The 13,897-nt window shown below is 55.4% G+C and carries 10 protein-coding genes; 2 read left to right on the forward strand and 8 right to left on the reverse strand.

All coding sequences use genetic code 11. The features are described 5' to 3' along the window. Nucleotides 1–1,498: 1,498 nt before the first annotated feature. The 6 genes from RMSM_RS36975 to RMSM_RS15945 all read right to left on the reverse strand — a co-directional run bounded on the left by RMSM_RS36975 (nt 1,499) and on the right by RMSM_RS15945 (nt 9,064). Complete coding sequence (locus RMSM_RS36975; protein ID WP_144057688.1) at nt 1,499–2,461, reverse strand: hypothetical protein; 963 nt, start codon at nt 2,459–2,461, stop codon at nt 1,499–1,501. Nucleotides 2,462–2,642: 181 nt separating this feature from the next. Then, nucleotides 2,643–3,620 carry a LamG domain-containing protein gene (locus tag RMSM_RS15920; RefSeq protein WP_008698127.1) on the reverse strand — a complete coding sequence of 326 codons (978 nt, stop codon included), beginning with the start codon at nt 3,618–3,620 and terminating at the stop codon, nt 2,643–2,645. 857 nt (nt 3,621–4,477) lie between these two features. Then, on the reverse strand, nt 4,478–4,882 hold the full coding sequence (locus tag RMSM_RS15930; RefSeq protein WP_144057689.1) for a hypothetical protein: 405 nt from the start codon (nt 4,880–4,882) through the stop codon (nt 4,478–4,480). A 380-nt stretch (nt 4,883–5,262) separates the two neighbouring features. Beyond that, complete coding sequence (locus tag RMSM_RS15935; protein WP_160168301.1) at nt 5,263–6,159, reverse strand: DUF3592 domain-containing protein; 897 nt, start codon at nt 6,157–6,159, stop codon at nt 5,263–5,265. 600 nt (nt 6,160–6,759) lie between these two features. Further along, nucleotides 6,760–7,800, reverse strand: a complete 1,041-nt coding sequence (locus tag RMSM_RS15940) for a S1C family serine protease (protein WP_144057690.1) — start codon at nt 7,798–7,800, stop codon at nt 6,760–6,762. A gap of 145 nt (nt 7,801–7,945) precedes the next feature. After that, entirely contained in the window at nt 7,946–9,064 is a 1,119-nt protein-coding gene (locus tag RMSM_RS15945; protein ID WP_236622165.1) for a S1C family serine protease, read from the reverse strand. 187 nt (nt 9,065–9,251) lie between these two features. On the opposite strand from RMSM_RS15945, the gene RMSM_RS15950 reads away from it, so the two are divergent. Next, nucleotides 9,252–10,121 carry an SDR family oxidoreductase gene (locus RMSM_RS15950; protein WP_008698138.1) on the forward strand — a complete coding sequence of 290 codons (870 nt, stop codon included), beginning with the start codon at nt 9,252–9,254 and terminating at the stop codon, nt 10,119–10,121. Between the two features lie 343 nt (nt 10,122–10,464). After that, entirely contained in the window at nt 10,465–11,268 is an 804-nt protein-coding gene (locus RMSM_RS15960; RefSeq protein ID WP_008698139.1) for an MBL fold metallo-hydrolase, read from the forward strand. A 274-nt stretch (nt 11,269–11,542) separates the two neighbouring features. Here the strand turns inward: RMSM_RS15960 and RMSM_RS36980 are convergent, their stop codons facing one another. Both RMSM_RS36980 and RMSM_RS15970 read right to left on the reverse strand, forming a co-directional pair. Continuing rightward, nucleotides 11,543–13,186 carry an AAA family ATPase gene (locus RMSM_RS36980; protein ID WP_008698142.1) on the reverse strand — a complete coding sequence of 548 codons (1,644 nt, stop codon included), beginning with the start codon at nt 13,184–13,186 and terminating at the stop codon, nt 11,543–11,545. Then, on the reverse strand, nt 13,176–13,897 hold a 722-nt coding region (locus RMSM_RS15970), incomplete at its 5' end, for a POT-type proton-dependent oligopeptide transporter (RefSeq protein WP_040767328.1). The genes RMSM_RS15970 and RMSM_RS36980, both read right to left, overlap by 11 nt.

Consider the following 13,897-nt stretch of genomic DNA (forward strand, 5'->3'; position numbering starts at 1 on the left):
CCGGTTGCGACACTAAGAAGACTAGTTGAAATTGGACTGGATCGAGCACACGAAAAAAAGAGGTCTATACACCACTTTCACTTGAGTCTTTAAAAAAAGAATCAGTAGTGCATTTCTTTGATTCACACCCAGGACAAATGGGCTGGCCACAATTCCATTGGAACAAACTCTATCGACTAGCCGATGCGTTAGTCTATATCGCCGGCTACTTGCAATAAGACCGCCACATGCATCCCCGCATGCCCGGTGGTGAAGCAGCGGTCGATGTATTGCAAGCGTATGCTCGCCCTCGACGTACTTGCAGTCGCCCCGAGACGAGCGTGGCGAATTAAATGCGAACTGGGATTACCTAATCGGACTGTATAGCGAAGCGTTTGTAACGGCAAGACGAGTAGCGGGGTGTCTCTCAGGTGCTAGGATACGCTTCATACTGACGGTTTGCCACCGATTTCTCCTCGGGTGTCATAATATTTGTCCCTTGCCCAGTGGGTCGCCCAATGGCCTCAGAACCGTCTGTCTCATTCACTTCGAGCACTTACTACCAGCAGCAACATTCGCAGGCTACGAATGCATCTAAAGTTCTGCCCGCGAATCACGCCAATGAACGCCAATCGCCGGCCTCAGTTTTCGCGGCACGCCAGCCATTCCCGATAAAAAGGACTGGCAGGAAAATGGAGGCAGGAAGATTTCAGGCCCTACATTCTGTACTGCCAACTCCGCTACGCAACAGAGTTTGGAGCGCACAGTCGCGACGCGACGGATCGCTAATTGCGGCAGCTAGCCTGGGACGCGAGCCCCAGGTATCGACTCGGCGGTGTCTTTCGAAGCCCCAAAGGAACGACAGAAATTAGCGTTAACGCAACCAAATGCAGGGCTACTACGTTAAATACAAACACTAACACCCGCGAAAGAACCACAGATTAAAACATGCGAGGTTAGAAAACGATTGGCATGACCGCTTCTTTTCCTTATCTAGCACCAGTCGGTCCCAACATCTTTTTGCCCCACATATTTTTGCCAGTCCTTCCGCCGGGCGATTGCCGAACGACATTCACCGAGAACCTGCCCACTTCAGCCCGCACACAATTACTGACATGCGTCCGCTTGAAGGCAACGCAAGGTTTCGGCAGGATCGTGCAATCTCGGTCGCGAACAGCCTCCCTCACTCTTCACTCTCAACTCCCTGTCTCCGCACTCCCCCGCTCGCCAACCAGACATCCCAAGCCACACTCGGATGCACACATCTGCTTCGGCTTTGGTGCTCGTGCTCGTGCTCGATCGACAGGCGTCAGCTTGCAAACGTCGGCCGCCACCTATCGAACAATGACATCAAATGCGAATCCCATGAAACCGAGGTCGGAGGAAGCCTGAGGTGGACCGAGCTTAACCACAACGTTCAGCGGCGTGAACGGCCCGCGCCACTAGGCCCCATGAGTTGCACATTCATTTGTGAAACCGATCCAACGAACCTCCGCATGCACGCGATGGCTGCCTCACTTCAATCAAGTCCGAGTCGCGAGTGAGTCCTTACTGCATGATAAAGGATGATGGCGGACTGTGCTGGCGAAAACCCGATGTCGCGTTTGCCTCCGCTCCCAAACTCCTCGGCGGCACTGGTCATAATATTGGTCGATGTGCTCAGCTTGGCGTTCGGAACACCAACATGCCCAAGACCGAATGCGTGTCCCATTTCGTGAGCCTCTGCGTTTTGGATCGCATTGTTTAATCTTGCGTGATCCAGAAGCACATAAGGACGATTGGAGTTGCGTGTCCCGTGCGAGGTAATGTCTCGAAAACCCTCCGCGTGTGAATAAGCGTCAAAGATGTATACGTTGATCGCATTTCTGTCGCGGATCGCCGGATCATCACATCGATTGAATGCATCGGCCATTGCGTTCGAATTGTAGCTCGTTGTCGAATCCCCGTACTGCAGAAACTCTTCGTCACTGCCAGTGATCGCCTTGTATGGAGTAAACGATTTGAATGTGAATTTGACGAGTTGCTTTCCATCCGACGTACGGAACGTATTGTTCAGGATCTCAACCTCGCGTTTGCATTGCGCCTCAGTTGCGTTTCGGTTCGCAACAGGGCTCTTGGTGAGAACGCAGAAGTGAAGTGGAAACTCGAGAGGCCCCTGAGTGAGCTTCCCAGAGGCGAGAGCCGCCCAAGCGTTCGCTTCGTGGCTGTTTGGATGTGACTTTTGAAACTGTTCTGTTACAGTTGCAAGACGGCGCATTTCGCCCGCGTCGATAAGCATTTGGCAATAAGCAATCGACAATGTCAAATCGGACGGATCGGCTTTCCAACCCGCACCCAATGCTGCAATCCACGGCCTTGCGTTCCACTGGGTTGACGGACTGTAAAGCGGCGAGAGCTTGACAGCGTGCTCGGCAAAAGCCTTCGTGATTGCGAGTCGCGATGTAGGATCGATTCGCTGCTGGGAAAGAGCGTTTTCATACACTCGGATTCGTTGAACGCGTGGGAGTTGTTCAGTTTGCGCGATGAAGCTCTGGACATCTTGCGATGGAGCCACCGACGGTATCGTGAATGTAATAGCCGCGAGAATCACGGCGAAACAGTTGCATCGACAAAAGAGCTCTCCTATTCGAGGTAGGCAGGGATCATTACCCGCAATCTAGCGATCAAGGATCAAGTCGAGTCCAATTCGCTCCATGCAGTTCGCAGTTTCGACGATTGGGCGAGGTGTCTATTGCCGTCGTGCCGCTTCCTTCGTTTAGCTCTAGCATCAATGAGCTGAATCGATTGGCCTGCAGCGTATCGCTAGGACGGAATTGCTTGGGGAGCGGGGTGCTAGACTGAAGAACACGGACAGAATCGATGAATCCCGTAAACATGCGTTCTGGCTGGCCGTTCTGGTTTGGGTCGGCGGCAATCAAGAACGGGAACCGAGACGCTTTGAATCCAGAGATCGGAATCCAGTCGCCTTGTTGCTGCCCGTCGACATAGAGTGCGATGAAGTTTCCATTCTTCACGCCGGTTAGATGAGCACGTTTGTTAAGTGCAACGGGTTTGGTCGAGTAGACCTTTTTGTAGCTGTCGCCGTCGCGGCATGAAAAGGTCCATTTAGGAACTCCGTTGTGCGTCATGAGTTCGAGGCCGAGTCCACCGCTATGGAAATCGCCAATCACGGCTTGGCTTTGGCCAACGGATTTCGGAACGACAATCGCCTCAACAACTACGACTGGAACGGAGCCTGCGTAGTGGATTGCCGTCTGGATATATCCGGCGCCGGAGAATTCGACTCCCGTCATGGAGCTGTCTGCACGGAGTTGTTTTGCGGGCATTCCCTCGAGTGCCTGCTTCAGTTTCTCGAGTTCACGCCGAGCGTCATCGTCTTTCGGATCGATTTCCAGGATCGCCTGCCAAGCAGTGATTGCGTTCGCAAGGTTATCTTTTCGCAGTTCCGATTTCGCGAACTTTGTAAGGTCTGCGATTGCGATGCGATTTGCCTTGCTCATTTCGGCGTCGAAGACCGCCTTTTGTTTCGCACGCTTTTGTGACAGTAATTGCATTACATCTGAGACTTCGCCAGGCAACTGTGCCTCTACATTCGTCGCTATCGAAAGACAGGTGATCAGCGTTGCAATGAATAGACGCATCGTAGAGTCGGAACCTTTCAGATGGGATGACGTTTGAGTTCAACGTTTGCGAAAACCGGGTGGCCGCGGTTGATCTTCTATGTAAAAACTCGCTACCGGCCACTCTGGGCGAGTAGACCGAGGTTTCTTTGGCTTAGGTTAAGCTTTGTGCTCCCTGTTTGCCACCGGTTTCCCTGGATGACGTCACAAGATTTTGCCACAGCTGCATGACCCACATTCTGTACTGCCAACTCCGCTGCGAAATAGAGCTCGGAGCGCACAGTCGCGACTCGGCGGTGTCTTTCGAAGCACCAAAGGGACGACAGAAATCCGCGTCAACTCAACCAAATGCAGGGCTACTACGTTAAAAACAAACACTAACACCCGCGAAAGAACAATAGATTAAAACATGCGAGGTTAGAAAACGAATGGCATTACCGCTTCTTTTCCTTATCTGGCACCAATCGGTCCCAACATCTTTTTGCCCCACATATTTTTGCCGGCCCTTCCGCCGGGCCTAAGGTGCAAGCAAATGGTGACGCGGCCCAGTTCCGGGAATGGGCGGTCGCAGCGGGGAACTAGCCACGAAACTCACGAATCAACACGAATCCGGATACCATGTGCCTTTCGCAATCGAAGATCGGCGCCGCCTTTGCTGCCCCGTTTCGAGTAGGAGTACCGGCTGACGCCTGAGCCTGAGCCTGAGCCTGAGCCTGAGCCTGAGCCTGAGCCTGAGCCTGAGCCTGAGCACGAGCACGAGCACGAGCACGAGCACGAGCAGGAGCAGGAGCAGGAGCAGGAGCACGAGTACGATTTCATTAACGACAGAGCGGTTGCGATATGCAAGCCGCGGAAGTTGACGAACCACTGCCATAAACTCAATTCGGCGACTCGCTCGCATCCGCTTGTTCGCCGCTTTGGTTGCCGTCGATTTTAGTCAATACTCCTGGGGGAGAGTATGGATTGTGTGGGTCCATCACGTGGCCCGTTTCTGACGCTATCGTTTCATGCGTCGTGTTAAGCATCCCCATCCGCCGTGCAACATACCATCCAAGGAACATGCCACCAAACACAGGCAGTGTAGTGAACCCTGGACGGGTGTTGATCGTGACAATCATCCCGGCAAAGGTGCCAACACCAATGCACGTCGAAGCGAAGCGTCCTCGAAGACGTCCTACTTTGTCTCGGCGGGTTCGCAGCAAATATACCACGTGAGTCGTTACAGCCACGAGCATCCCAAATGCGAGTGAACCAAGGATCTCCGTTGAGCTAGCGGTCAGCATTAAAATGACATTTGATCGGCGAATTATCTTATTAACTCCCGTTAATCCGGAGAAGACGAACATATCGGTGTTGATTATTAAAGAAAAGACGCTGTCCACAGCGAGATTTCGGAGAATGTTCGAGTCTGGTTCCCTCGCTGGCTGCGCCGCCACGCACTCGCCCTATAGCGTTCGTCGATCTTGACCTTCTGTGAAACACTTCGATCCAGAAGCCAGAAAAACGGATGGCATCACGGTGAGCTACTTATGGAACACGCTCTCAACCGATTGAATCGGCTTCAAGTGCGATGGCGAGGCTGATGACAGGCAGGATGCCTATCCCACGGTTGGACCTGCGGTCGTTTGAGTGGTGTCGGTCAGCGCACCTTGTTTTAAAAGTTTTAAAACAACGGCACTTTTGGAGGTGGGAAGCGGTGAGCGTTGATGGCGCCCAGCACGCAATCGATCGCCATCACAATTCCACACAGAATCGACGCGAGCCCGAGCCAGAAATAGAGCTGGTTACTGCCTTGCGTCCCTTTGATCAAAACACTGTCGGTCGGTTTTTCAGGATCGTAATAGACGGTGCATTGCGCACCGGGCGGGTACGGCTTCAGCTTGGCCTCGGCCACTGCGGGCGAGAACGAATCTTGTTTTTCAAAAGACAACTTGTTCCCGGTGTAGTTCGCGCCACCAACGGTATATTCATAGCGAACTCGAATCGTCGCGGCCTGCTTGCGTCGCTGAATGCCGCGGACGTCAAAGCCAGAGTCCAGAATCTTGCCCTCGGTCGCCTGCCAATCTTCGGAAGCCGCCGCCAGCGCCATGTTTTCGTTGGCTTCGCCCAGTAGATATACGCCCAAGGCAGTAAAGATCCCCAGGAAGACAAGGGCAGCGACAAGCAGGATCGGGACTCCGAATCCATCTTCTAAAAACCCGAGTCGTGGCAGTCGCTTCTGAATCGTTGGCTTGGAGGTTCCAGCGGCCACAGGTTTGCGAGCCGAGGGCGAAGGTTGCAACTGGCTTGGCGAACTCCAAGCCGCTGCACCTGGGGTGGGCAAGTCGCCAAACAAATCTTTGTTTGCGAGCGGAGTATCAGCGATTGGTTGGGGTGTGGCTGCGGGGCCTCCAACACGCAAACGTTGTTTGCATTTTGGGCATGCCACCTCGACAGCGGAGGTGGGGCGAGCCATGGCCAGCAACTGACCGCAAGGACATTTGACTTCGATGCGATTCGAGGTGGCAGCGGGCGCCGGTGCGGGAGCGGGTGCGGGTGAGGTCGACTTGGGAGCTGGCACGCGAACTTTTGTTTGACAACAAGGCGTCGTGACGACCTTGCCCGCCATTTCGGGTTTGACACTAAATATTTGTCCGCATGTACAGCGCAGTTTTGCCATGTCGTATCCAAATTCCCTTGAAGGAACCAATCGGTTTCGCTTCGAGGCTCAGCCGATTTCCCGTGTTTCGTTAAGCAAGAAGGAAGGAATCATTCAGCGAAGTCCCCTTACCCGTTTGGGCTAACGTTGTGATGTATCTTGTAGCGAAAATTGCCAACAGCTTGCTTGTTAAATCGAAATGCAAATTCCATTCCGTGGACCGGCAGGCACCGGATAACCTATTACGCCCAGCCGGTTGCGAGCAAGCAGCATGAAGAAAACATTGTAGTTGCCAGTTGCCTGCTCCGCCCGCAAGCAAAATCAATGGAGCGATCGATTGAGCTGGAGGCAAGCCCTCACCCGAGCAATCGCTAAAGGCTCTGCTCGACCGCTCCCTAAACTCCGTTTGGGAGAGGTGGCTGGCACACAGGGCACCTCGCCCGAGCGCAGCTTGGGAGAGACGGCGACACCTGTGAGTGTGACTTCCGCCACGTGCAAACTTGCTTGCTCTGTGACGTGGGACTAGTTCGCTGTGCCGCGGGCTTCTTGCAACATGTTCACCATCTCGGGTAACACTAGCGACGAGGGCAACGCGTAGCTGACTACACGGCCGGCGCGTGCGATGTTCAAACCGATCACGCGACCGGAGGAATCGACCACGGGACCACCACATTGATCGGGATCCAATACCGTGTCGTGCTGGAACACGCGATCAAACCCGCTAAGCCGGACGTTGCGAGGTCCGTTGACGCGTGAATCGTTCTCTGATTCTTGTAGCACTCCAAACTCGCGGATCCCTGCATTCATCTCCATCGTATTGCCAGACCGCAAAATCGTCAGCTGGACACTTTCGCCGGGGAACATGCCTCGCAAGGTGTTGATCACGTTGTCGCTGTTGAAAACCTCTTGGCCATTGATCGCGATGATCTGGTCCTCGGGTTCAATCCCTGCTTCATCGGCACCACTGTCAGGCCAAACGCCTTGAACCCGAGCTCGCCCATTACTGCTGTTGCCGAGCACCACGCCGAGCCGCCCTTTGTGGTCCACCCGTCGCTCCAAAACGCCCAGGCTGCCGATCCCAATCGGTCGCCCCGTGCGTCCTGGCGTGATGACAAAACTGCCCACCGGAGGTTGCTGAGGATAAAACTCAGCCGGAGTGAAATCAAAATCGGCATCCACTTTCAGCAGCGCCAAATCGTTCGAACGACGTACTGCGGCAACGCGGGCGGGTAACAAGCGACCATCGTGCAATCGCACGCGAATCGGGTCGCCGCCACTGAGTTCACTGCGTTTGGTCAAGATATAGCCATCAGCCCCGACGACCGTGCCGAGAGCGACGGGGCGTCCGCCGCTGGTCACTTGTACCACCGACTGCTGCACCGAGCCCAAGATCGGATCAACCAATTGCATCATTTCACCGTTGTCACGGCGGTGCGAGACTTTGATGCTGAAACCTTGACGCAACCACTGGGGAGTCCGCGATTGCTGGGCATGGGCCGCATCGACAAATCCCAATGAGACAACGATCAAGATGATCACACCGCAAACGGTTCGTCTGTACATATTTCGGTGCAAACTTCGAGGCGGATCTAAAAGCAATGAATTCAAAACGTTGTCTCCAACAATACGACACCAGAGCAGAAGGGAATCCTCCTCCTGCGTACCAACTAGTTTACGACCGAGCTACCTACATCGTCGAGGCATTCCGCTAATCCTCGCGTCCAATTTCGACGACGACACGAACCCGTTGATCATTACGGTTGACCCAAACCTCGACCCGCTCGCCGGGCATCGTATCGGCCACGGCTTTGATCAGCGAACCAAAATCGGTCACCTTCACGTCGCCAAAACGCTCGACGACATCGTCGACCAATAACCCCGCGTCTTCGGCCGGAGACCCTTTCTTGACTTCGCGAACACGAGCAACGGACTCGGATTGATTACCAGAGACTCCCAAGACCGGCCGAAACCCCGGCAGCACGCCCCACGCTTCGCTGGCGGCCAGCCGTTTCCAAGAAATATCGTAATGATCGACCGGAATGTGCAAATTGTCGGCGACATCGTTGCCAATCCGACTGTGCACGGCGATCAAGCGTCCTTCGATATCAAATAGCGGCCCCCCGCTATCGCCTCCGATCAAGGCACAATCGGTCACGATCGCGTCGGGACGGACGGTCAAAATACGTCCGACGCGGGTCACGGGGCCTCGATCACGGTCGAAGCCGCCGGGGTGCCCGGTCGCGACGCACCACATGCCGGGCACCAATTTATCGCTGGTTCCGAGTGTCGCGTGAGGCCACGGTTGGCCTTCGTTTTGTCCGTCGTTGATCTTGATCAACCCCGCATCGACGCTACGGTTCATGCCTAGCGTGGTCGCCATCACGGTGCGACCGTTGGACAGACGGATTACCGCACTTTTATGGGGCCGCATCGCCACATGGGCGGCGGTGAGGATGTAGCCGGTATCGGTAATAATCACGCCACATCCCTGAGCCGCACCGATTTGGACACTGACCGTACAATCTCGCGCCAGCTTAGAGACCTGTTGCTGTTGTCGTTCCAAGAGCCGCATTTGCTCGAGCGACGCGGGAGTTCCGCCACGACGCAGCAAGCCTTGCAGCGAATTTGGCACCGAAACCAGCGTCCCGCTGCTCGTCGCGGACGTATCCTGCGCCTCCGCAGAGGGAACCGCCGGGGCAAGGCACAAAAGGATTAAAAAAATCGCCATTCCCTTCGCGCCAAACTTGGGGGCGCTGCCCAACTTGGGGACGATGCCAAACTTGGGGACGTTGCTTGCAGGGGGCGTTAACGCTACTGTCGAATTCAATGGCAGCTCCTCGCTGAGACTTCGTAAACGATGGTGCGAACCTGAGTTTCTAACGAATTGCTTTAGCGACGCATTCTCCGCCGTCGACTCGATCGCGGCTTTATTGTAGCTGGTACAGCAAGAATGGGAAAAATGAAGCCGCCAAACTGCCCCGCCGAACGAGTTAATCACCATTGAGCCCCCTTTTATGCCTAAATTACGCATTTTGATCATCGGATGCGGCTACCTCGGAAGCGTGGTCGCCAAAATGGCTCGCGATTCGGGACACACCGTTTTCGCCACCACCCGTCGCCAGAACCGGGCGACGGAACTTCGGCAACAAGATATCGAGCCGATCCTTGCCGATTGGACCTGCCGCAGCAGTTTGCAAGGATTGCCCGAGGTCGACCGGATCCTGGTTGCGGTCAGCTACGATTCGGCGAGCAGGATGTCGCGATATGAGTCGCAGGTCGGCGGATTGCGGAATTTGCTGAATTCCGTGCCCGAACAGGCTCATCTCTGTTACATCAGCACCACGGGGGTGTACCACCAAACCGGCGGCGAGTGGGTCGATGAACGCTCCCCGACGAACCCCAATCGCGAAGGGGGGCGGGTGCATTTACAGGCCGAGGAATTACTGCATCGCTATCGCCCCGGCGCCCCATGGACGATCCTGCGATTGGCAGGGATCTACGGCCCCGGCCGTGTGCCGCGAATCGACTCGGTTTTGCAAGGGAAACCAATCGTGTCCGCCGAAGAGGGCTATTTAAATCTGATTCATGTCGAGGATGCTGCCCGCGCCGTATTCGCAGCATGGCAGGACTCTGCCCACCGGATGTATGTGGTAGGGGACGATGAACCGATGCCAAGGCGTGATTTCTACTGCGAAATCGCTCGTCAATGCCGCGTCAAACCGCCGGCTTTCGAGCCGCCGCCGGTGGGTTCGGCCAAGCAAATGCGAAGCGAAAGCAATAAACGAATCTGGAATCGGCGGTTGAAGAGACACCTTTTGCCAAAACTGAGCTTCCCTAGCTATCGCGAAGGCTTGGCGTCGATCCTGAAGAATACTGTCCGCTAGGCTGGAACGGACCATCGAGACCACACAACTTGCCTTTCCAGGCGGCCGAAATCAGAGTCAGCCTGGAAGCTGTCATACAGTGTGTTCTCGGCAGGTTCGTCCGAATTGAGAATTGCGAACGAAGTTACGCCAGATGATTCGAACCTCGTAAATAAGTCCGGGCTGGGACGCAAAGGCTCAAAATCGCTCTCGTTTTTGACAAATTGACGCCGTTTGAGTGCAAGACACTTGGTTTGCAGAACACTCATTCGGCACGGTTAGGGTGTCAACCGGGTTTTCGCGGTTCCCCGAGCCTGCGTAGAATATCGCACCGGCTAATTCATTCCTTCAAATTTCATTCGTTATGTTGATTCGTAAACCCATTTTCCCAGGCGTGATCGAGCTTAATTTTCAAGCTGGCGAGGTCCTCGGTTGCAACGTCTACCTGGTGTACGATCAAGATGAATGGATTTTGATTGACATCGGCTATGAAGAAACGGTGGACGATTTCGTCGAGATCATTCGGCAACTCGATTTCCCGCTGTCTCGCTGCAAGACGCTGGTCGCGACCCACGCGGATGTCGATCACATCCAGGGACTGGCCAAGGCTAAGCAGCTGCTGAAGACGACGGTCACCGGGCACCCCAAAGCGGCCAAACCGCTACGCGAAGGGGACACGCTGATCACATTGGCAGAGATCGAGGCTCAGAATCTGAAACTCGCGATGCCTCCGGTCGAAATCGAGCACGAGGTCAATGACGGTGACATCATCAAAATTGGCAACATCGAACTCGAAGTCTGGCACACCCCCGGCCACACCGACAGCCAATTGGCGTTCCGTCATGGCGACGTGCTGCTCAGCGGCGACAACATTTATCGCGATGGTTGTATCGGAGCAATCGATGCTCACCACGGCAGCGACATCAAGGCATTCGTAAAATCGCTAGAGCGAATTCGCGACAGCGACGTCAAATGGTTGGCTCCGAGTCACGGACCGATCTTCCGCAACGACAAAGAGTTCTTGAACCGAACGATCGATCGAGTGCGTGGTTATTTGAAAATGGCCGACTTCGGAACGCTCGCGGACAGCTGGCCGTTGATGGACCAATGGGATGACGAAGTGGCCGAAGGCAAATTGCCCGAAGGGCTTGTACCACCCACCGCGTGAGGCGCGGGATAGGCTTCCAGCCTGTCATCAGCATTGTCGCGGTTGGCATCGTAGCGAAAGTCGCGAAGACTTTCGGCTCGTCTGGGTGCACAAAACTCTTGGCGAGTTTCGCTACGACGGTGCAGCAATGTGGATGGCGGAGCAATGTGGATAGTGCAAGCGTCGTTTCACCAGCCTCCCCGGCCGCGTCCTGCGGCCGACCTCCCGGAAGGGAGGGTGAATCATGGATGGACGAAATGGAACGACAGACTAGAAGTCTATCCCACATTCAAATCTATTTTGCGCTGACCTCGGCCCAGTCGGCCAATTGGATGTGCTCGCATTTTTTGCAGCGAACGCGAATCCCGAGTGACTCGGGCATGATCCGCACTTTGCGTTGACACCCATTGCACTGGATACGCAATACATGCGGTTTGGCCACGAGCGCATCAAGCTTACTGCCAGTGACCCCAGGGACACTGACGTCACTGGCGAGCAGGACCGTCAAAAGCGACTCGGTCAATTCCGAAACTTCGGCGATGCGATCGGCCAAGCGGCGAATCGTGTCTTCGAATGCGTTTCGCACCAAACGACCGTTCCCAAAATGGCGGTCGCGACATTCGTACAAATGCTGAAAACCAATCAATAGGCGATGGCGTGCTTCGCTGGGCATTTGATACTGGTTCTGCTCGCACATCCCTTCAAAGATGCGGCCCAGGTCCGAAGGCGTGTAGTCTTGGAAATCGATCTTGGTATTGATCCGCGATGACAGCCCCGGGTTACTGCGGATCATCTTGTCCATCTCGTCGCTGTAACCGGCCAAGATCACAGCCATCGATTCGCGGTCGTCCTCCATTCGCTTGAGCAGCGTTTGGATCGCTTCGCGTCCATAGGCATCGTCGCCCGATGCGTCGACCAAACTGTACGCTTCATCGATAAACAGCACGCCGCCCTTTGCCGAATCGCACAGCTCGTTGGTCTTCACCGCGGTCTGGCCTGCGTACTGGGCGACCAGTCCGCTGCGGTCGGTTTCGATCACGTGCCCGGACGAAAGCGTCCCGAGTGCACCGAGAATTTGGCCGACAATCCGTGCGACCGTGGTTTTGCCGGTGCCGGGGTTCCCAATAAACGCCATGTGCAAACTGATCGGCATTGTCGCCAATCCCGCGTCTTTACGTTGCTGCTGTAGCCTCAGAAAGTTGGCATAGCTGCGAACTCGGTCTTTGACACCCTGCAATCCGATCAGCGACTCGAGCTCTTTCATGGCCGCCTGCAATCGCCGCTCACGCTCGGCGGGGCTTTCCGGCTCGGCGGCCTTGTTCGTCTCGGCGCCGCCCGGGTGCTGTTGGTGCTGGTACGCCATCGCCGAAGGGCCTTCGGAGGATGCAGTTCCAATTGGCGCGAGAGTCGATTTCGGGTTTGCCGGGTGCAACGCCATGTCGATATCACGCTGCAGCGTATGCAGAGCGACCGATTCTTCGGGCATCGTTTGACCGTCACATTTGGCGACCAGATTAGCCAAACGCATCACAATCGTCTCGACCTGCGCCTTGCTGTCGGCAAGCGGCGCATAGCGAACAAAAGGGGCAACAAGCGATTCCCAGGTCAGTTGATCGGCTTGTTTGAACAACCCGGTGGCTGCCTCGCGCAGCTGGCCGCCCTGCAGCTGTTCTCCCCACAAATGATCGATCATCGCCGCAGCCACACGCTTCTCGGCACTGGTCCAGCGATCGTCGGCGCGAACGATCGTGACATACACCTTGATCAACAAACCACGATGCAGGTCATCCATCAGCTCGACGAACTGGTTCGGATTTCCTTCGATCAAGGTGGGATAACGGCGCACCATCCATTGGCCGCAATGGTTGTACAGTTTGCCGCAGTCGCGAATCACGCGACGCAGCAAACCAATCACACGTGCATCGTCTTTATCGTTCATCCTGCTCGTGCATCCAGCGGCTCAACCATGGCGACAACAGCAAACATGCGAGCCCCGAAAGCATCGCAGTGACTGCGATTGTACCAAACACACCGCCGTACACGTCAACCGTTTCGGTAGGCAGCGGAATCACGCTGCCGGTGTCCCCGCCTTCGCTGACGCCGGTCAACTGGGAAATAATCGCAGCGAGGTACTGGCTAAACGCGGTCGCCAAGAACCAACCGCCCATCACCGTGCTGACGAGATGCCGTGGGCTGAGCTTGGTCATCGTCGAAAGCCCGACCGGGCTGAGGCACAATTCGCCCATCGTTTGCAACAGATACCCCAGCAACAACCAACTGATCGAAACCATCCCGCGCCCATTGGCGTTGACGGCGCCGTACCAGAATGCACCAAACCCGAGCCCCAGCAGCGCCAAACCAAACGCAAATTTGACCGGCGAGGAGGGATCCGCATTCCGCATTCGCAACTGTGTCCACAGGGCCGAGAAAACAAGCCCTAGCAGCAGGATAAAGATGGGATTGACCGATTGAAACAAACTGGCGGGCAATTCGGCGTCACGGCTGGCCAGCCCCATCCCGACATTGCTCTCGCGAATCGTCCAATCGATCTCAAAGCCCTTGGCTTCATGCTCGGCTCGCAATTGATCCAAATCCGAAATCGAAAAGACTTCACCGTCTTTCCACTCGTAGCCAATCTGTTCCTGAGTGG

It is taken from the genome of Rhodopirellula maiorica SM1 (assembly GCF_000346295.1).
GTDB lineage: Bacteria > Planctomycetota > Planctomycetia > Pirellulales > Pirellulaceae > Novipirellula > Novipirellula maiorica.

Excerpts from the sequence above, each read along its gene's own strand:
- RMSM_RS15920 (WP_008698127.1), bottom strand. The coding sequence starts at position 3,620 with ATGCGTCTATTCATTGCAACGCTGATCACCTGTCTTTCGATAGCGACG.
- RMSM_RS15930 (WP_144057689.1), bottom strand. The coding sequence starts at position 4,882 with ATGCTGACCGCTAGCTCAACGGAGATCCTTGGTTCACTCGCATTTGGG.
- RMSM_RS15940 (WP_144057690.1), bottom strand. The coding sequence starts at position 7,800 with ATGTACAGACGAACCGTTTGCGGTGTGATCATCTTGATCGTTGTCTCA.
- RMSM_RS15950 (WP_008698138.1), top strand. The coding sequence starts at position 9,252 with ATGCCTAAATTACGCATTTTGATCATCGGATGCGGCTACCTCGGAAGC.
- RMSM_RS15960 (WP_008698139.1), top strand. The coding sequence starts at position 10,465 with ATGTTGATTCGTAAACCCATTTTCCCAGGCGTGATCGAGCTTAATTTT.
- RMSM_RS36980 (WP_008698142.1), bottom strand. The coding sequence starts at position 13,186 with ATGAACGATAAAGACGATGCACGTGTGATTGGTTTGCTGCGTCGCGTG.